Source organism: Paenibacillus sp. NPDC058367 (assembly GCF_042723305.1).
Classification (GTDB): Bacteria; Bacillota; Bacilli; order Paenibacillales; family Paenibacillaceae; genus Paenibacillus_AQ.
In genome coordinates this window covers 84,193-105,404 of record NZ_JBHXIZ010000003.1, presented here as the reverse complement: position 1 = coordinate 105,404, position 21,212 = coordinate 84,193, and the positions used below count along the sequence as shown (strand labels likewise).

14 protein-coding genes are annotated in these 21,212 nt (G+C 44.4%); all 14 read left to right on the top strand.

Going from position 1 to position 21,212, the window contains the following annotated elements; all coding sequences use genetic code 11:
• Positions 1-202: 202 nt before the first annotated feature.
• The 14 genes from leuC (at position 203) to ACFWMP_RS17200 (ending at position 20,933) form a co-directional block, all read left to right on the top strand.
• Positions 203-1,627: a 3-isopropylmalate dehydratase large subunit gene (gene leuC / locus ACFWMP_RS17265; RefSeq protein WP_149646842.1), complete on the top strand. Its 1,425-nt coding sequence runs from the start codon at positions 203-205 to the stop codon at positions 1,625-1,627.
• A gap of 29 nt (positions 1,628-1,656) precedes the next feature.
• Entirely contained in the window at positions 1,657-2,259 is a 603-nt protein-coding gene (gene leuD / locus ACFWMP_RS17260) for a 3-isopropylmalate dehydratase small subunit (protein WP_042190082.1), read from the top strand.
• A gap of 186 nt (positions 2,260-2,445) precedes the next feature.
• A complete protein-coding gene (locus ACFWMP_RS17255) occupies positions 2,446-4,014 on the top strand; it encodes an N-acetylmuramoyl-L-alanine amidase family protein (RefSeq protein ID WP_379424355.1) in 1,569 nt (522 codons plus the stop codon).
• A 147-nt stretch (positions 4,015-4,161) separates the two neighbouring features.
• A complete protein-coding gene (locus ACFWMP_RS17250; protein WP_339242656.1) occupies positions 4,162-5,601 on the top strand; it encodes an N-acetylmuramoyl-L-alanine amidase family protein in 1,440 nt (479 codons plus the stop codon).
• A gap of 114 nt (positions 5,602-5,715) precedes the next feature.
• The gene (locus tag ACFWMP_RS17245) at positions 5,716-6,375 is read left to right on the top strand and encodes a GerMN domain-containing protein (protein WP_379424354.1); all 660 of its coding nucleotides are present in this window, start codon (positions 5,716-5,718) and stop codon (positions 6,373-6,375) included.
• 87 nt (positions 6,376-6,462) lie between these two features.
• Complete coding sequence (locus ACFWMP_RS17240; protein WP_379424353.1) at positions 6,463-9,195, top strand: S-layer homology domain-containing protein; 2,733 nt, start codon at positions 6,463-6,465, stop codon at positions 9,193-9,195.
• A gap of 219 nt (positions 9,196-9,414) precedes the next feature.
• Positions 9,415-10,095: an endonuclease III gene (gene nth / locus ACFWMP_RS17235; protein WP_042190074.1), complete on the top strand. Its 681-nt coding sequence runs from the start codon at positions 9,415-9,417 to the stop codon at positions 10,093-10,095.
• A 25-nt stretch (positions 10,096-10,120) separates the two neighbouring features.
• Positions 10,121-10,387 carry a hypothetical protein gene (locus ACFWMP_RS17230; protein ID WP_042129455.1) on the top strand — a complete coding sequence of 89 codons (267 nt, stop codon included), beginning with the start codon at positions 10,121-10,123 and terminating at the stop codon, positions 10,385-10,387.
• A gap of 404 nt (positions 10,388-10,791) precedes the next feature.
• Positions 10,792-14,478, top strand: coding sequence for a dynamin family protein (locus ACFWMP_RS17225; protein ID WP_379424352.1), 3,687 nt, complete (start codon positions 10,792-10,794; stop codon positions 14,476-14,478).
• 149 nt (positions 14,479-14,627) lie between these two features.
• The gene (gene purT, locus ACFWMP_RS17220) at positions 14,628-15,818 is read left to right on the top strand and encodes a formate-dependent phosphoribosylglycinamide formyltransferase (RefSeq protein ID WP_042190070.1); all 1,191 of its coding nucleotides are present in this window, start codon (positions 14,628-14,630) and stop codon (positions 15,816-15,818) included.
• Positions 15,808-16,272, top strand: a complete 465-nt coding sequence (locus ACFWMP_RS17215) for a GNAT family N-acetyltransferase (protein ID WP_231573317.1) — start codon at positions 15,808-15,810, stop codon at positions 16,270-16,272. Before purT ends, ACFWMP_RS17215 begins: the two co-directional genes overlap by 11 nt.
• 157 nt (positions 16,273-16,429) lie before the next feature.
• Entirely contained in the window at positions 16,430-18,082 is a 1,653-nt protein-coding gene (locus tag ACFWMP_RS17210) for a response regulator (RefSeq protein ID WP_042190068.1), read from the top strand.
• A gap of 2 nt (positions 18,083-18,084) precedes the next feature.
• Positions 18,085-19,914: a sensor histidine kinase gene (locus ACFWMP_RS17205; RefSeq protein WP_339242647.1), complete on the top strand. Its 1,830-nt coding sequence runs from the start codon at positions 18,085-18,087 to the stop codon at positions 19,912-19,914.
• Entirely contained in the window at positions 19,911-20,933 is a 1,023-nt protein-coding gene (locus ACFWMP_RS17200) for a substrate-binding domain-containing protein (RefSeq protein WP_076284597.1), read from the top strand. Before ACFWMP_RS17205 ends, ACFWMP_RS17200 begins: the two co-directional genes overlap by 4 nt.
• Positions 20,934-21,212 lie beyond the last annotated feature (279 nt).

Here is a 21,212-nt window from a genome sequence, read left to right as displayed (position 1 = left end):
GATATAGTATGAAGGGCATTCGTCTAAGGAGTGGGCTGACTAGGGTCTCAGCAAAAAAATCATCTTCAATTTATAGGTTAAACCTATCACTTCTATAGATATCATATCTTGGAATTATAAAGATGGTGATGTTATATTTAGATCATTCAAGAGAGACTCCACGCTCTCTTCCAATGAACGATTCTATTAATGAGGTGAAATTATGAGCAACAAGACAATGTTTGAAAAGATTTGGGATAATCATGTTATTCATCAAGAGGAAGGTAAACCTAGCATTATTTATATCGATCTGCATTTGGTTCATGAAGTAACTTCTCCACAAGCTTTCGAAGGACTTCGCCTCAGTAACCGCAAGGTTCGCCGTCCTGAGCTGACTTTCGCTACAATGGATCACAACGTTCCTACCAAGGATCGTTTTAACATTAAGGATCCAATTTCCAAGCAGCAAATTGATACACTTTCTAAAAACTGTACTGATTTTGGAGTTAGATTGTTCGACCTGAATGATATCGATCAAGGCGTTGTACACGTAATGGGACCTGAGATCGGTTTGACGCACCCTGGTAAAACTATCGTTTGCGGTGACAGCCATACCTCCACACATGGAGCATTTGGTGCGCTGGCTTTTGGTATCGGTACTAGTGAAGTTGAACATGTAATGGCTACCCAATGTTTGCAGCAATCCAAAGCTAAGACTATGGAAGTTCGTTTCACAGGTAAACGCAATCCTGGTGTAACAGCAAAGGATATGATCCTTGGTGTTATTGCTAAGTATGGTACTGATTTTGCAACAGGTTATGTAATTGAATACACAGGTGAAGCTATTCGTGAGCTGTCGATGGAAGAACGTATGACCGTCTGCAACATGTCGATCGAAGGCGGAGCAAGAGCAGGTTTGATCGCTCCTGACGAAACTACTTTTAACTATCTGCGTGGACGTCAATATGTGCCGCAAGGCGAAGCATACGACGCTGCTGTTGAAGGATGGAAGAGTCTTGTTAGTGACGAAGGTGCTCAGTATGATACGGTAGTTGAATTCGATGTGGAGACATTGATTCCACAAGTGACTTGGGGTACTAGCCCGGGCATGGGTACTGATATCAACTCTAGCGTGCCAAATCCGGCTGACTTTACCACTGAAAATGAACGCAAAGCTGCTGAAAAAGCGCTTGAATATATGGATTTGACTCCTGGAACTCCTATTTCTGAAATTCCAATTGATTATGTATTTATCGGTTCTTGTACTAACGGACGGATCGAAGATTTGAGAGCCGCAGCCGTGGTAGCAAAAGGCCATAAAGTCTCTGACAAGGTTACTGCCATTGTTGTTCCTGGATCTGGTCGTGTTAAAATGCAGGCTGAGAAGGAAGGGCTTGATAAAGTCTTTACTGACGCGGGCTTTGAATGGCGCGAAGCGGGATGCAGCATGTGTCTTGCGATGAACCCTGATGTACTGCAACCTGGGCAACGCTGTGCATCTACCTCGAACCGTAACTTTGAAGGACGTCAAGGTCGCGGTGGACGCACGCATCTTGTATCCCCAGCTATGGCTGCTGCAGCTGCGATAAAAGGCCGTTTCACTGATGTACGTGATTGGAACTATAAGACGGAAGCTGTCAGCTCATAGAACTAGAGAGAACACGGGAGGATAAAACTATGGATGCTTTTAAAAAATTAACAGGAATTGTTGCACCAGTAGATCGGGTGAATGTAGATACGGATGCTATTATCCCAAAGCAGTTCCTGAAACGGATTGAACGGACAGGATTTGGACAATTTTTGTTCTACGAATGGCGTTTTGATGAAGCTGGTAACGATAACGCTGCCTTTGAAATGAATAAGCCACGCTATAAAGGTGCTTCTGTCTTGATCTCACGTGCTAACTTTGGCTGTGGTTCCTCACGGGAACATGCACCTTGGGCGATTATGGATTATGGGTTCAGAGTTGTTATTGCACCTTCTTATGCAGATATCTTCTACAACAACTGCTTTAAGAATGGCATTTTGCCGATCAAGCTTTCGGAAGAGCAAGTGGATGAGCTATTTAATCGGACAGCCGAGCATGATGGCTACCAGTTGACCGTGGATCTTGAGAGCAATACACTTCACGATGAATTTGGACTGAGCATCAGCTTTGATCTGGATGAGCACCGTCGTCAGTTCTTGCTGCAAGGTCTGGATGATATCGGATTAACCCTTCAGCATGCAGATGAAATTGCTGCGTATGAAGAGCGTCATGCGGCTAAGTTATTCTCTTAATAATAGGATATAACTGGTTTCATTCTTAACTTTTACAAAAATTACGCAAAACTTCTATTTCCGGGTGTCGGAAATGGAAGTTTTTTTGCTATAATCGAAATATTGATTGGTGATAAAGGAAACATTTGGTGATTTCTGTCGTCTTAATACTTATCTAGATCTATTACTTGCAGAAGGAGCGGGAAAATGAGAAGAGTTGGGTATCGAACGTTGCTACTATTGTTGCTGCCATTATTATTACTATCATTCACTGGACGTGAAGCTGCCGCAGCTGGTAGCAGCTCAGGCAGAATTATTATGGACAATCAAGAGCTTGCTTTGCCAAAAGGAATTAAACTTGAGAATGTCAATGGTAGCGTTATGATTCCCGTCAGAGTGGTAGTGGAGAATCTTGGATTTGAGGTATTGTGGGAGCAGCAGGCCCGCAAAGTAACGGTTCACCAAGATGGAAAAAGCATTGAGCTGGCTGTAGGAAAAAAAACAGCTGATGCGGATGGAGTAACGTTTGATTTAAACGCAGCACCCAAGCAAAGCGGTGGTACAGTTCTCGTTCCGATTCGCTTCGTAAGTGAGCAGTTCGGTCTAAAGGTTGGCTGGGATAATAGCGATAAAACGGTCTATTTGACGGGTGGACAAGCTTCGGTGGCTACACCTGAGGGAACCGTTACTAGTCCAACAGCAACAAGTACGCCTTCTCCAACCCAGATTACTACACCCGGCCTGGATAATGGCACAAGCACTGGAAGTGTTTTGCCCTCACCGACACCACAATCATCCTCAGTACCAGGAAGCACTGGTGTGAATGCAGCAGGTCCGCTGGTAAATGGGGCAGCCTTCACTGAGAATCGATTAATCATCGCTGTTTCTGGGGCCCCTAAACCTAGCATCACAAAAATGAGCAGTCCAGATCGAATCGTCGTAGATTTTCCCGGTGCAGCTTTTGCTCCTGATTTCGTAGGAGGTCTACCGAGTATTACCACAAACGGAAGTCCGCAAGGGAAGCTGGATGTTACTGGTTACCCTCTAGTTTCTGAGATCCGGTATGCGTTGTTCAGTGTAAGTCCTTCTACTGTTAGGTTCGTGATTCAAACGGTCGGGAGCCAGCCTTATCAATTAAGTACGGATGAAAGTACTGGACTGGTGACACTGGATTTGAATGTTACAGGCAGTGAAGGGAACACCTCAGGTGGTAGTGGAATGACAGGAAAGCCAGTTGTAGTTCTCGACGCGGGTCATGGAGGGACACAATCAGGAGCAGTCAGTCTCACGGGTAAGCTGGAAAAAGACTTCAATCTGGCAGTTATCCGTAAAGTACAAACACTACTTATGCAGGAAGCTTTGGTTGACGTCGTATTTACTAGGACTGAAGACATTACGTTGGGTCTTCAGGATCGAGTAAATATCGCAGAAGCAGCAAAGGCTAATCTATTTATTTCAGTGCATGGGAATTCACTAGAGTTGGGTTATCCGAATAGAGACAAAATAAATGGCAGTGAAACGTACTATTCGCGTAGTGGGAGTCTGCCGCTTGCTCAGGTCATGCACAAACATCTGATAGCAGGTACTGGATTCAAGGACAACGGAGTAAGAACGAAAAGCCTGCATGTTACAAGAGAAACCAGTATGCCGGCAGTACTTCTAGAAGTGGGGTATCTTACTAATTCAGGAAATGAATCAGGGATGTATAGTGAGCAGCTTCAAGACAAATTAGCGAGAGAAATTGTAGCCGGTATTAAGGAATATCTAGGACTTTAATGCTTAATGTTGGTGAGATTTCTCAATTTTTATGGAATATATTCGCAACCTTTATAGATTATTAGCGTCTAATAGAGGTCTGAGGTTGACGTAGACAGGCCATCACGATCGCCATTCACAGGCGAATACTAGATTTAGAGGTGAAGAATGAAGAAATTCAGTTTGATGTTGTTTTTGTTGCTCTTAGTATTTGTTTTGCCTGAGAACGGACATGCTGCTGCCGGGAATAGCAAGATTTTTCTGGACGGCAAGGAGCTGACCGCAGGGCAAAATGTCCCGGTTGAGAATGTGAATGATACAATCATGGTGCCGTTAAGGTTGATCTCTGAAAGCCTTGGATATAACGTGGGTTGGGATCAGAAGAGCAAGACGGTAACGATTGAACAGCAAGGAAAGGTCATCAAATTGGTTGTGAATCAAAAGATAGCCTCAGTTGATGACAAGACAGTAACACTTACCACAGCACCTATCCTTCGTAGTAATACGACACTTGTACCGATTCGGTTCATTAGTGAACAGTTCGGATTAAATGTCTCGTGGGACAACGTGAAGAAGAGTGTGTATCTTATTACCCCAGGATCCTCAAATGATAACGGCAGTTCAGGTGGAAATACTGAAAATGGTGGATCTGAGGTTGTACCGCCGGTAGATCCTTCTAAGAATTTAGCGATGGTAAATGGTGTGAGCTTTAGCGAAAATCGTTTGAGCATAGCCATGGAGGGTAATTCAGTACCGAAAGTGACAGTGATGACTGGGCCGGATCGGTTAGTTGTTGATTTACCTAATGCCACCTTCTCAGACCTATTTGGCACAGGACAGATCCTTGATCCTGACCTAAACGGTAGCTTGGAAGTGAAAGATTATCCCGATGTATCAGGAGTACGTTACTCCCTTTATAGCACGAATCCTTATACAGTACGTTTTGTAATCGATTTGAACTATGCTAAGAATTACAACGTTAGCGTAACTGGAGACGATTCTAAGCTGGTTGTAATCGATCTAAATGCGGAAAGCACTGATGATACTACTACACAACCAGGAAATAATGGCAGAAAGCTAGTAGTATTAGATGCAGGGCATGGTGCTAAAGATTCTGGAGCAGTGGGTGTTACAGGTAAATACGAGAAGAATTTTAATTTGGCCATCGTACTTAAGACAGCTGAATTGCTGAAAAAAGAAAGTAATATTGACGTCGTGTTAACACGAAGTAATGATACTTTCTTGGAGCTTAAAGAAAGAGCAGCTATGGCGAATAATTTAAAAGCTGATATCTTCATATCTGTACACGCCAATAGCTCAGGTTCCTCATCAGCTAGTGGAACAGAAACGTATTATCAACGGGAAGCCAGTAAAGCATTGGCGAACGTGATGCATAAATATCTTGTTCAAGCTACAGGGCTTAGCGATCGCGGTGTACGTTATGGGAATTTCCATGTTATCCGTGAAACGAAAATGCCTGCAGTATTACTTGAAGTGGGATACCTTAGCAACAAAAAAGATGAAGCATTGCTCTTTACAGATGCACTTCAAAACAAAGTTGCGGCTTCAATAGTGAGTGGGATTAAGGAATATTTGGGTATAAAATAACAGACCAGTGGCAGACGAGCGCCGCAAAGTCAGCTTTCTGCTTTTATTTTAAAAGGCAAGAAGTGATTTTGCGGTACCTGTCTGCCCGTATTCATCTAGAGGAGGCGTTTATTAATGATGAAACAAAAATGGAGTACAATTGGGATCGCTACACTGCTTCTGCTAGTGATTGCTGGCTGTGGAGACAAGCCTACTGCGGCTCCAGCAAATGGTGTGGAGCAAGAGACTTCAAATGTTGTAAGTGGTGCGGGAGAAAGTACACCGGCTCCAAGCGATGAACCAGGAAACGAAGTGACTAGCACTCCGCAACCGACAGCAGATAATAGCAACACAGAAACTCAGGCAACTGCAAAGCCAGTAGCAGATGAGAAGCAAAAACAGAGCCAGAGTATCGATGCATATTATACGGATTCACAAGTTATGGATCTGATTCCTGCTAAGACTAGCATTAGCTTCTCTGACGATGCCCAGAAATATACAGAGACGTTCAAAGCATTGCAAAGCAACGAGAATAATGACCTTGTATCATTATGGGGCAAGATTGAACTGAAATCGTTAAAGTTTGTTGATGGTCAAATTGTGATGGATCTTCATAAACCGGATGAAGCACAGCTGGGTGCTGGTGGGGAGTCCTTAGCGATTTCATCACTTGCCAAAACCTATTTTCAATTTGAAGAAGTAAAAAGCATCGAAGTTTTGGTGGATGGTGAAAAGGTTGAAAGCTTGATGGGTCATGTTGATCTAATGCATCCAATGACTAGAGATAATAGCTAATTGTTATTACAACAAAGGATAAAAGCATCTAACTGACGAATTTTAAACTATACTATTTATTTGAGTCATAGAGAGGGGAATAATCTATTGTCCGCGCAAAAAAGGTCAAAACGTCCATTGAAGGCTTATTCTACGAAAGCAGTATCGGCTGTTATGGCTGGAACCATGATTTTTAGTGGCGCAAGCGCAGTGTTTGCAGATACAGCCGCTACAGCAGCAACAACTACTACACAATCTGTTGGCATTTTTAGCGATGTGAAGACAGGCTTTTGGGCTGAAAAGCATATTTATAAATTAGCATCACAAGGAATTGTAGTTGGTAATAATGGTTTGTTCCGCCCTGGGGATTCTGTAACTCAACAGGAAGCTGTGCTTATGGCATTACGTTTTATGAAGTTGCAGGATAAAGTGGATACTTCTTCTACGGTTGCCTTACCTAATGATTTTAAGGTTACGAATTATTACAAGGATTATGTAGTGTTGGCTTTTCAACAAGGCCTACTTGATAAGGCGACTGAAATGGCTCCAGATAATCTGAAGACTTCTTGGGGAGAACGTAAAGCCTCCCGCGAATGGATTGCTGAACTCTTAATTCGTGCACTAGGAAAAAGTGCAGATGCAGCCGTAGCAGCTAGTGCGCCGACAGGTTTTGCGGATGATGCTAAAGTGTCTGCAAACAAAAGAGGGTACATCAACGTTGCTGTTGATCTGAAACTAGCCAATGGTCTTGACGGTAATCGCTTTGATCCACAAGGGGCTGTGACCCGTGCTCAATTGGCGACTTTTTTCAGCCGCGCAGAAGCTCACAATACGGTTGAATATGACAACACGGTATCAGGAACAATCAGTCAATTAGCAGGTGGGAAACTCTCCGTCTATAACAACGGAAAGACTTCTACATATACCCTGGGAGCAAGCACCGCTTATTACACAAGCGCTTCTGAAAGTAGAATAAATCTAAGTGACGTCCAACCTTACACAAAGGTTACTGTAATTGGAGCGACATATAATGCAGCCTATGTTGAAGTGACTGACCCTACACAACAAGTGGAGAGCCTTTCCGGAAGCTTCGCAATGGTAGCACCTGGTAATAAGCTATGGCTGAAATCAGCTACTGGGTTCACTGAATATTACTACGATGAAGCGACTACCTTTGAAGATGCGAATGGGACTTCAATTGAACCTGCTTCGCTGGTAGCAGACAGCATAGTTACGTTACAGCGTGAAACTTATAGTGGTTCACATAAAGTGGTCAAGGTTCAAGTGACTTCAGGCGTTGTAAACAAAACGACAACAGGTACCGTTCAAAGTATAGATCTTACTGGGAAAAGCATTACGTTTAAAAATGCTGCTGGTACGGTGGAAACCTTTAAATGGGAAGATGGAACTTCATTATTCAGCTCGCAATCATCAGTGCTGCAGCCAGCAGATTTAAAGACAGGTGCTGCTGTTAAATATACGATTAAGGAAAATGTGATACGTACTGTAGAAGTGACAGAAGGTGTTGAACGGACAGTTCAAGGTGTACTTACCGAACTGAGCAATTCAACAGTTGTGTATAAAAAAACGGACGGAACACGTGAAGTTAAACTGTTAGGCACGAAGCCGGTGATTGTTATTCCGAATATGAATAGCGCTGTGGCTGATGATCTTATAGCTGATACAGTAGGTGGGGACAAAATTCAGCTTACGCTGAACAGCAGTGATCAAGTCATAAAGATTGAAGTGTTAAGCCGTCAAATTGAGCAGTATAGTGGAGCGACGGTTATTGACTATAATACTAAAACACAGCTGTTGACAGTTATGGATACTGAAAAAAAGGCACATGTCGTTCAGTTGGATGAAAAAACAAAATTGTTGATTGAAGGCGTACTTCCTAACTTAAGTAATGTCGGTACGAAACTTGTTGAGAACCGTAAAGTGAATTTAACGGCAATAGGTCAACGGGCTCTATCTTTGGAAATTGTCACAAAGTACGAAGGAACCCTGTCTGCTGTTAATTCTTCTTTTAAAACAATTGTATTGAAGCTTAAGGACAGTGGGCAAACTATAACAATGCCTTATCCACAATTGGTTGATATTTTTGGGAAGACTAATCCAACCTTAAGTGATGTTCCTGTTGGTAGTAATGTGACAGCCTCACTGACAACTAGTCAGGATCTAATTGCAGTATTGAAAGTAAAGACCGTTCTTCAGGTTGAAGCAGCAACCGTTAATTCTGGAACCAACCGTATAAGTATTAAATGGAATGGGGGGACCAGTGAGATTAATACTGCAGCGCTCCCAATAACAAATGAAGCCGGTGAGAGCATTAAGCTAACCGCTTTGAAATCGGGAGATTATCTGAATGTGACTTTTGATGGAAGCACACCGCTCGCTATTCAGGCAGTTAAGCTTACTACGGGTCAGATTAGTTCAGTAGGAGCTGCAACGAATAGCTTAATTGTGAAGGAGTATGCTGGAGCAGCACAAAACTTTACTGTAAGCGGTGGGGTTAGAATCATACGTGATGGCGCCACAACAACTGCTCTTAGTAACTTAACAACAGCGGACAGAGTGGAGATTCGTAAAGACACGGATGGAGCGACAGTCATTCGTGTGTTACCACAGTTAACTCGTTCATTCTCTCGCTATGACAGTACGACGAACTCATTGGTGACTAAGAGAGCTAATCTGAACGATAAGTATCAGTTCACTCTTGCTTCAAATGTATATATTCATCAAGGAGATACGACATTGTCCGTGCAATCTCTGAAAGAAAATGATAATATTATAATGTATTTCAATAATGATATCGTGGTTGAAATTGTGAAACAATAGTAGCAATGGTGGATTTCTGAGTGAATCACCGTCTTGACACAGGAGCTTTGCCTGCGTCAAGACGTTTTTTTTGAAATATAAGAAAGTATAAGAGTTGTATTTTCTTGAAATGTATGAAACCATACGTTATAATACAGACTTTGCTTATATTTCTTTACATTAGAGATGACACGCTCATGTGAGTTTTAATGAGCGTAATCGCTCCGTGGAGGGGACACTATGAAAGTTGCAGAGGTCCGCCACATTTTGGATACGATTGGAGACTTGTTCCCTGATGCTCATTGCGAGCTAAATCACAGTAACGCTTTTGAATTAACGATAGCGGTACTGTTATCAGCCCAATGTACGGATGCAACGGTGAACAAAGTGACCGTGGACCTGTTCCAAAAGTACAAAGCCCCCATCGATTATATTTCTGTACCGCTGGAGGAATTGGAGGGGGATATCCGGCGCATCGGCCTATATCGTAACAAAGCTAAGCATATCCAAAGCCTATGCTCTATACTCATAGAACAGTATGGTGGCGAGGTGCCTGAGGCTCATGACTTGCTTGTAACTTTACCCGGTGTAGGTCGTAAAACTGCAAATGTAGTAGTATCCAATGCTTTTGGAGTTCCTGCCATTGCAGTGGACACGCATGTGGAGAGGGTTGCTAAACGACTTGCATTAGCAGGCTGGAAAGATTCTGTGCTGGAAGTGGAAAAGAAGCTGATGAAGGCTGTGCCACGTGACGAATGGACGATCACTCATCACCGGCTTATCTTTTTCGGACGATATCACTGCAAGGCACAGAACCCAAAATGTCAAGTTTGCCCGCTCCTTGATGTATGTCGAGAGGGCAAAAAACGTATGAAAACAGCTGTTGTCAGGAAAGCTAAAGATCATACGCCAAAAAGTTAGAGTTGAAGAAGAGGATGGGATAGAGATGAAATGCATTTCTGTATACACAGATAATTTTGAAGTGTTCTCGGATATTTTTGATCGCGTAGTGGAAAGCCCACTCGAAGAGAACGAAGAGCAAGAAGTAGAAGGTATCACGATCAGTCATTCCGGTGACGTTCCTGAACACTATTTTGAGCGTATGTCAGTGAAACCTGAGGTTGTTGTAATGAGAGATAAATCTCGTGGTTTGACTATTCTGCAACACGGAAAAGTATTCGAAATTCTGTTGCCTGTTTCGGAAACTGCATAAATTTAGAAGTGATAAAAGGAGTCGGCCCTAGGGTTGGCTCCTTTTTTGCTTCTTACTTTTCTAGCGAAAAAGCAGAAAGATGTTTGAATAACCTCATTTCGTAAGAGATGATAGGTTATTTTGTAAGTAGTGTGTATTTAATTTGTGTCAAACTGGTGATAAACTGTAATTATTATTTATAAAAAAGGTTCTGCGTGACATCACAGAAATTACACCTGTATAAACATTGAATAAGCATAAACGTCTTCGGCGTCCTTATAAGGACGGTAAGCGTTTAAGCGAGAAATATAAGGATAATGTGAAACTTTTACTTTCTTATATTTTAAAAATGAGTCTGATTTCGTATTATTGAATGGGTTATATTCAAAGCATGATTAGATGGTAACAGTGGAGGTGGAGAGTCAGTGAGAGCGGAACAGGTTAGAATCGAGAAAGAGACATTAAGTGAAACGGCATCGCTGCTTTTCCAGTTGCGTGGATTAATGCATCGCTGGGGTGATGAAGGCTCTGAACGTATATATGAAGATTTACAACATAAAGAGGGTGGGAATGAGCTGACCCTTGCTTTTTGCGGACATTTTTCGGCAGGGAAATCCAGTATGATCAATCTTCTTTGCGGCAGTTCAGTGCTGCCTTCTGGACCTGTGCCGACTAGTGCGAATATTGTCTCTATTCGCAGTGGAGTTCCACGAGTGCTTATTTATCCTAGAGTTGAAGGAAGTAAACATGATCCTGCTCCTATAGAGACAACTCCAGAAAAATTACAAGAATACTGTCGAAATGGTGGTGAATATTCCGCAATTGAAGTGTGGAATGAGATACCACTGCTAGGCAAGGATGGCGTACTATTGGATACACCTGGTGTAGATTCGACGGATGATGGTCATCAGGCGGCCACCCGCTCTGCGCTGCATTTAGCTGATGTCGTATTTTATGTAATGGATTATAACCATGTACAGTCAGAGAATAATTTGGCCTTTGCTAAAAATCTTAGTGACTGGGGTAAACCTTTGTATCTGATTGTTAATCAGATCGACAAGCACAGGGAACAAGAGATTTCCATTGAGGAATATAAACGTCAACTTGAAAATGCTTTTGAACAATGGGGGATTCATTGTGCGGGAATTCTATTCACCTCTCTCAAAAAGAAAGAGCATCCTCTTAATCATTGGGATCATCTACTCAGCCTTATAACCGAACTGTTGGAACAAAAGGAACAGCTCCTTCAATATAGCTTGTCTCGTTCTATTCATCATACAGCGGATTCTTCTCTAACTGCATTCCGTGAAGATCAGCAGGAGGAAAGAGCAGCTCTCCTTGAAGAACTAGAAGGTACGAATGCAGAGACAGTGACGAATGAACTGAAGTCACTCGAAGAAGAGAAGGAACGACTTGAGGCGTTGCCTCAGCAGTCACGAGCGAGTTTGCGAACTGGCCTAGACACCTTACTTAATAATGCTAATCTAATGCCTGCAGATGTAAGAGAGGCGTCGGGAAGTTATATGGAAAGTGCTAGCCCTACGTTTCGATTAGGGTTATTCTCTACGGCTGCACGGCGGGAGAAGGAACAAAGTAAACGATTGGCAGTCTGGCAAGGACTGTTGACCCGAGAGGTTTCCGCTCAGCTGGAATGGCATTTGATTCAGCTGGTACGTGATTGGGCGGAGAATCTCGGGCTGTGGGAGGAGGAGGCGGAGACGACTCTGAAGCAAGGATTCCCGGCGGTGAGCCAGGAGTGGCTGGCGGCTGCAGTTAAGCCGGGAACGGGGTATAGCGGCGAGGCGCTGCTCAATTTCTGCCGCACACTTGCGGCTGATATTAAGAGCCAGTTCCGCCGTGCCGCGTTAGCGGTGAGCGATGAGCTGTTAGCGAAGCTGCCGCCGCTCATGGAGGAGCAGCGTGCCGTACTCCAGCGCCGCGAACAGGCTCTTGCGCGGCAGGCGCGCGCCGTTGACGCGCTAGCCGCGCTGGACCGCGCGGCAGCTGCCCGCGCGCACGAGCTCGCGGCGCTGCTGCCGCCGCGCCGGCCCCTCACCCCCGGCATCCTGCCGGAGGTGAGGGTAACCCCGCGAGCGGCTGCGCAGAGCGCCGCACCGCGGGAGGTCCAGCCGCCGCAAAGCGCTGCGGCTGGAAGTGCCGCCGCCGCAAATTGGGCGGCGGGAACGGCTTCGCCGGCGGGCGGACGCCGCCGGCTATCCGCAGCCGCTGACGCGCTGGCGGCTGCGGCAGAGCTGCTGCGCCGCGAGCCAGCGATGGCATCGGCGGCGCGGAGTCTGGCCGCACGGGCGGAGGATCTCGCCGGCGGCCGCTTTACCCTCGCGCTGTTTGGTGCATTCAGCGCGGGTAAGTCCTCCTTCGCCAACGCTTTGCTCGGCGAAGAAGTGCTGCCCGTGTCTCCACATCCTGCCACGGCTGCGGTCAACCGCATTTTGGCGCCGGAAGGTGACTTCCGCCATGCCAGCGCGGTTGTCACAATGAAGACCATGGCAGATTTCTGGGATGACATCTGCCATTCCTTCAGTGTGCTGCAACTAGGAGAACCACAGCAAAACTCATGGACAACAGTTCTAGCAAGCTTGCCTGCAAGGGGAATTCATCCTTCTGCGTTGCCACATGCTGGATTTCTAAGGGCAGCAGCGGCTGGCTGGGCAGAAGCTAAGCCCTTGCTGGGAACGGTGCGAATTGTTGATTTAGAAGAATACCGAGGCCTTGTAGCAGAGGAGACCCGAGCCTGTTTTGTGCAGGGGATTGATCTGTATTATGCCTGTCCATTGACCGAAAGCGGAATTGTACTCGTGGATACACCAGGAGCCGACTCATTGCATGCTCGTCATACCGGCGTAACCTTTAATTACATGAAAAACGCAGACGCGATTTGTTTTGTTACCTATTACAACCACGCCTTTTCAAAAGCAGATCGAGGTCTGCTTGCGCAGCTAGGCCGAATTAAAGATAGCTTTGCACTTGATAAAATGTTCTTTATTATCAACGCTTCTGATCTTGCTTCAGGCGAAGATGAATTGGAAGAGGTACGAGAACATGTTGCTCAAAATTTACGTGCAGGCGGCTTACGCTCGCCGAGAATTTATGCACTATCTAGCTTGCTTGCTCTGGAAGGCAAAACCCAGCATGATTATGCACGCTATGAGGCTTCCCGTTTCCATCATTTTGAGCAAGCCTTATCAAGCTTTGCGGGAGACGAACTTCCTCAGCTTTCACTTAACGCAGCTGCAGAGAGCATCGCATCTGTTCGCCGCAGGGCGGAAGAGTGGCAGAATCTCGCTTCCATGGCGGCAAACGAGCGTGAAGCAGGATTAAAAGAAATGCAAGAACGTCGTCAGCTGGCTATGAAGAGACTTTCCCTATTGGAGACCGAAGAACGTCCTAGCAGAGATCTTGTTCATGAAGGTGAGGAACTGATCTATCATGTCTGTCAACGAATTAGCTTCTCCTTCACCAGAAATTTTCAGGAATCTTTCCACCCCTCATTATTACGTGAGGACGCAGGAAATTTAAAAGCTATCTTCGCTGCGTGTGGTGCAGAGCTGATGCGTACCACAAAGCGTGAATTGGAGCAAGAGCTATGGGCGACAACGCTGCGACTAGAAAGTACCGGGCGTAGACTTGTTCATGAAGCGGCTGAAGCGGCTGCTACTGAGCTGTTTTTCTCTACTCAAGAGTTTCATCTGATGGAGAATGAAGAAGCAGCATGGCCTTCTCCTAGTGAGCTGGAATGCCAGCTTCAGTCCGTGGAATGGCCAACCTTATGGGGACATTTCAAATCCCCTCGCTATTTCTTTGAAGGCGCTGGCCGGGAGCAAGTCAAAGGTGCGGCTGAGCCTCTTGTGAAAGAAGCTGTTAATGTTGCGGCGGCAGAGCAGAAGAAAAAATTGCTTGCGCATTATGTCGATTGCATAGCCAGAGAATTAAAGGTTGCTGCAGAACGCCTACAAGAAGGGTTAGCGGAGCAAGAGAAAGCGATGTTAGATCTCCTTAAAGGGGGTGAATCCGCAGATCATTGGGGTCAATTAGGTCACCAATTATCTCTCTTGGAACAATCTTTCGTTGATAGATTAGACAAAAATCTTTGAAATTTGTAGGAAATTGTCGAAGAACACTTGCAATCTGGCGTATGATGGATGAAAATAAAGAAGCCTGAAAATATACAATGAAACTGTTTTGTTTTCAGAAATTTATGGAAACGAGATAGTCAATTTGCCGAAAGAGGTTGAAATCGACAATGTGGGGAGCTCCTTTTTCAGCTCAAAGCCGCAAGCTGCTGCTACTGGGCAGCGGGGAACTGGGTAAGGAAGTCATAATCGAAGCTCAACGTCTTGGCGTAGAGACCGTAGCTGTAGACCGTTATAGCGATGCACCAGCGATGGGTGTAGCTCATCGTTCACATGTTATTGATATGCTGGATGCAGAGGCGCTTAAAACGCTTATTCGCTCAGAAAAACCGGATGTTATTGTTCCGGAGATTGAAGCAATCGCTACTCATGCTCTTCAAGAGCTTGAAGAGGAAGGTTTCTTCGTTGTTCCGACCGCACGAGCGGCTCGTCTGACCATGGACAGAGAAGGCATTCGCCGACTTGCTGCTGAAGAACTTGGATTGCCAACAGCGGATTATCGTTTTGCAGATAGTCTGGAAGAACTGCATCAAGCCGTTGCAGAACTAGGCACTCCTTGTGTCATCAAGCCGATTATGAGTTCTTCCGGCAAAGGTCAGAGTGTTTGCAAAAGACCGGAGGATGCGGAAGAATGCTGGAACACTGCTTTGGATGGAGCGAGAGCTAAAGGCACTCGTGTTATCGTAGAGGCATTCGTTACCTTTGAAAGCGAGATTACACTTTTAACGGTGCGGTCCGTGTCTGGCACGATATTTTGTCCACCTATTGGGCATATTCAGAAGGACGGGGATTATGTCGAATCATGGCAGCCTCACTTTATGAAGGCGGAACTTCTGGATGAAGCTCAGTCTATTGCCAAGGCAGTTACCGATCAGCTCGGAGGTTTTGGTATTTTTGGAGTGGAGCTTTTCTTGACGGATCGAGGCGTATTGTTTAGTGAAGTGTCCCCTAGACCTCATGATACGGGGATGGTAACGATGGCAACGCAGGATTTATCTCAATTTGCAGTGCATGTCAGAGCTATTCTTGGTTTTCCAGTCCAGTCAGTACAATTACTGACACCAGGTGCCTCAGCTACGCTGAAGGCTGAAGGAGAAGGACGAGCTTTTGTTGTGACCGGAATTGGTGAAGCTTTGGATCTACCTAGGACTCAGGTTCGGGTGTTTGGTAAACCAGAAGTCCGTCCAGGGCGGCGGATGGCTGTAGCGTTAAGTGCGGCGGAAAATGTGGAAATCGCGCGGACGGTAGCCAAGCAGGCAGCGTCTATGCTAAAAGTGGAGGTAAATGAGGATGAACAGTAGTACCATGGCACCTGTACTGGAAATTCGCAAATGCGGCTTGAATGATCTGGAGAGAGTGACAGCGCTTCTGCGTGAATTCGGCTATCCAACAACGCTTAGCGTGATGAAAGAGAGACTGGAAAGCATGGAGAATAACCATCTCCAATGCACGCTTGTTGCAGAACTAAACAATGAAGTTGTGGGAATGGTCGGTCTTAGACAGGTAATCTCGTATTACAAACAGACAGATTGTATCACTGAGATTACTGCACTTATCGTATCAGAAGAACTCAGAGGAAACGGACTCGGTAAAAGACTTGTGGCCGCAGCTGAAGAATGGGCACGTGAGCAAGGTTGCTGTCAGCTCTTCTTGAGAAGTGGTAACCGCGTAGAACGCGCACCGGCACATGCTTTTTATCGTCATCTAGGTTTCGAAAAGACAGCAGGCTATCGCTTTAACAAAGCGTTGCTATAATACTTATAGGTTCCGATCATCCCCATCCCAGCTACGGCGGGATGGTTTTTTTTGCTCAAAATCTATTTAAATAACTTAACCATAGATGGAATAGTTTGAATCATATAGAATGAATTTTATGACAGCTAAATAAATCGTGTCCAAAGAGGGATGAGAAATGTACAAGTTAATTCTTGCTGAAGATGAAGAAGATGTAAGGGAAGGGGTCATCAGTCAGATTGATTGGGAGCACTATGGCTTCGAAATTGTAGAACAGGCGGAGAATGGACGAGAGGCAGCGGATGCGATAGATCGTTTACTCCCGGATGTAGTTGTGACTGATATTCAAATGCCTTTTATGAACGGGCTGCAGCTGGCGGAATGGATTCGCGAGCGGCATCCTAATACCAAGATCATTATTCTGACAGGGTATGATGAATTTGAATATGCACAGAAGGCGATTAAACTGCAAATCGATGAGTATATTTTGAAACCGTTTTCTTCACAGGAGCTGATTGATGTTCTGCTAAAGGTCAGAGCCACTATAGAGGCTGAAATCGCAGAGAAGGAGAATGTTTTTGTACTCAGTGAGCATTATCGGAAAAGTCTGCCTGTGCTGCGTGAGCAGTTTTTATCTTCACTAGTTTCACGCAAGTTACGAATGAATGAAATAGACGAGAAAAGTTCGGAATACGGAATAGATCTACATGGAAAATGGTTCCAAGCCTCGGTAATTAGTGTGGATTATATTCGTCCAGAGCGGGAAACGGTTAGCCTTACCGCAGGTAAGCAAATTTCTTTGCGAGATACGGGAGAGAGAAATTTACAGCTCTTCGCTGTGCTGAATATTGCAGAAGAATTATGTAATAAGCATAATTTTGGCAGGGTGTTTATCCATCGTGATGAGGTAGTGCTTCTTTCCATTTGTGATGCAGGAGAAGAAACTGAAATTACGGGGAAAACTTTTGAAATTCTAGAAGAAATCCGCCACAATGTGCAGCGGTTTCTTAAGCTAACGGTAACCGCTGGTTCTGGAACGGTTTGTCACTCGCCTGCTATGCTATTTAACTCCTTTGGAGATGCCATGCAAGCGTTAGATTATCGTCTCATTCTTGGCAATAACAGAGTCATTTGGATCGAGGATGTGGAGTCACGTTCGAATACACTCTTGGCCTATGATGAATTGACCCAGCAGTCCTTAATCCGAACGATTAAGATGGGAACCGTACAGGAGCTTAAGGAGGTCGTGGAGGAGTTATTTGGCGGATTGAATGCTGAGCAGGTATCTACTCAGGATTATCAAATTTTTTTGCTGGAGATTATTACATCCATCCTGCGTGTAGCCAAAGAGTCCGGTAGTGATGCTGCTAAGTTCGTTGGATCTGGCATTTCCTCATTAAGTGAGATGAATAAATTCAATAGTATGAGTGAAGCCAAGCAATGGATTATTACGATCTGCAGCCGGCTAATGGACTCTATTGCCTTAGAACGCCAATCTAGCTATAAGCTGCTCATTGATGAAGCTAAAGATTACATCCGTAGCCATTATGAGGAATCGGATATTTCTATCGGAAAGGTCTGTCAGCATTTACATATCAGTACGGGTTATTTTAGCAGTATTTTTAAGAAGGAAATGAAGATGACTTTCGTTAGTTATCTCTTGCAAATCCGATTAGAGGCAGCGAAGGAACTTTTACGCTCCACGGAACTGAAGGCTTTTGAAATCGCCGAGAAAATTGGCTTTGCTGATCCTAACTATTTCAGCTTTTGCTTCCGCAAAAAATATGGTCAGTCTCCCAAAGAGTATAAAAATAGCTCCAGAGGAGGGTAGTTATGCGGCAAGAAAAGCCATATTCTTTTCGACTGCGGCCGCAGCATCCAACAGGGGGAAAACGCCGGTTGTCCTCTAAGCTGCGTAGTATTCAAGTAACGATTACGCTCACTTTTACATCCGTTGCCGTTCTTGTAGCCGTCGTTGTCAGCCTTATGCTGTATAACAAGTTTGCGAAGACAGCAGAAGAGAATGCCAATATGAATATGCAGCAGATTATTGAGCAAGTGAACTACAATTTGGAGCTTTATGTAAAAGGAATGCGAAATATTTTTGAAACTGCAGAAGATCAAATTACGAATAGTCCCTCCGTGGACTCTGCTTTACTGATGGAAAGAATGGCCATGTTAATGGGAAGTAGAGAGGATCTGGTTTCTGCTGCGGTTTTTACACCACAGGGGAAATACGTCGTGGGTACAGCAGGACAGAAGTTGCGCAGCAACACACAGTTAGAAACCCAGAGCTGGTTTACAACGGCCAAAAGAACATCTGAGATCTCCTATTCAGCGCCCCATATTCAGAACTTGTTTAAAGGTCAATATATTTGGGTTGTGTCGATCAGTAAACTCATTCAATATCAGGAAAATGGAGTCCTAAAAACGGGTATCCTCCTGATGGATTTTAACTTTCGCACCATAGATGAGCTGAGTAAGCAGGTTAAGCTTGGTAAAAGAGGATACGCTTACATCCTCGATCAGTTAGGCAACATCGTGTATCATCCGCAGCAGCAGCTTATTTATGCTGGTTTAAAGTATGAGAATGTGGAGCCGGTATTGGAATATGCTTATCGTAGCTATTTGGATGAGTCTACAGGTGAAAAACGATTTATTACAGTACGTACGTTAGAACAAACCGGGTGGAAAATAGTAGGTGTTGCTTATTATGACGAGATCGTGACCACCAAGCGTGATCTGAACAACTTTTTATCCTGGTTCTTAGCGGTAGTTATTTTATGTGTAATTATCGTATCTGTCTTTTTGTCTGCGCGAATTGCCCGTCCGATCCGTAAGCTGGAACGGACACTTCAGCAGGTAGGAGAAGGGGATCTTAATACTCGAATCGATGTGAGTGGCGCCTATGAGGTAGAACAGTTGTCTAAACGCTTTAACCTCATGCTACAGCGTATCCGTCAATTGATGGATCAAATTATTTATGAACAAGAGACGAAACGTAAGGGTGAGCTTGAAGTTCTGCAATCCCAGATTAATCCACACTTTTTGTACAATACTTTGAACTCTGTGATCCGGCTTGCTGAGCGTGGTAAGACGGAGGAGGTCGTTACAATGATTCAATCTTTATCTAAGTTTTTCCGAATTAGTCTAAGCAAAGGGAATAATATGATTACCGTGCAGGAAGAGCTTGATCATATTCGTCATTATCTCGTCATTCAGAGCTTTCGTTTTAAAAATAAATTCCGCTACGAGATCATTGCACAAGATGAAGTACTGCAGTGTCAGACGATTAAGCTGATTTTGCAGCCGATTGTAGAGAATGCCTTGTATCACGGAATAGAAATGATGCCTGATGAAGGCTTAATCTCTATCCAAGCAGAACTGAAGGACAATCTTGTCATTATAAGGATTAGTGATAATGGATTAGGAATGTCCAAGGAGACTATGAAGGTTATTTTGACAGGCGGCAGTAAGAGTATGAGTGGTTCCGGGGTAGGCGTAAGAAATGTGAACGAGCGTATTGAGTTGTACTATGGCCGTGAATATGGACTTTCTTTTGAAAGTGAAATTGAAGAAGGCACTACGGTTACCCTTATCTTCCCGGCACTAGCAAAAGGCGAAGGCAATGAAGGGCTTAAGGAGGATGAGACATCGTCATGAAAACCTTTCGTTTTTGGCTAACCTTGTTAATGTGTGCGGTGTTATGGACTACAGTTACCTCTTGTTTTAATTCAGCGCCCAATTACATTAACACAAATAAGACCCGTAATATTCATCTTATTGTGAAAATGAACAGGGGCGATTACTGGAATACGGTTAAATTGGGAGCAGAAGCTGCAGCGCAGGAATTCAACGTCAAACTAACCTTCAAAGCTCCGGACTCCGAGAGTGACATCACAGAACAGGTGAAAATGGTGCAGGACTCCATAAAAGAAAAAGCAGACGTGATTATTTTAGCTGCAAGTAGTTACATGGGGCTTGCTCAGGTTGTAGATCAGGCGGCTTATTCCAAAATCCCTGTCATATCCGTAGATGCGGAAGTAGGTTCAGCAAGAGTAAGGACATATATTGGCTCGAACGGCTATGAAGCGGGTCAAAAATCTGCAGAACGATTGATCAAGCTGTTAAAAGGATACGGCGAGGTTGGTATTATTAACTTCACCAATTCAACGCAGAGTGAGAAGCTGGAGTCTTCTAACGGCATTGAGTATGGTGCAAGAGACGCGGAGGAGCGGGAGAAGGGATTTTTAAATTACACTGCACGTTATCCGAATATACAAGTGGTTGAGATTTCATACACGACCTCCAGTATTAAGGATGCAGAAGATCTTACACAACTGATGCTGCTGAAGCATCCGAATCTTCGAGGAATCGCGAGCCTGAATGAGACTGCTTCACAGGGGGCGGCAATGGCTATCCAAAGTCGGGGGCTGCAAAATATAAAAATGGTAGCCTTTGATAGCTCTCCTTCCATGATGGAATTGCTGCAGGACGGTACTGTTCAAGCAACAGTGATCCAAAATCCTTTTAGCAACGGGTATTTGGCTGTAAAACATGCCGTTGAAGTGATCGAAGGAATCGATGTACCAGAACGCGTCGATACAGGAACAAAGTTAATTGATTTGGACAATATGCTGTGGCCTGAGAATCAAAAGCTGTTATTTCCGTTTGTTAGATAGGAGCTGTTTTAGAATAGGCGCCGAAGGCGTTTATGCTTATACGTTTCGTGTAACGGATACCATCCTTGAATGGGGCGGTATTCGTTTTTTATTTTAGAATATAAGAAAGTATAAATTTTTAATGAAAATCATCCTTATATTTCTTCTTGGGTTCATTAGAATTTTTATAGTAATGAGTAGGATTTTATATTCGCAAGCGTTTTCAGGTGAGGCATAATATGGATGTACCCGAGACGATCAGGGGCAAACAAAAAAAAGAAGTATAAATAGGAGGTCAAT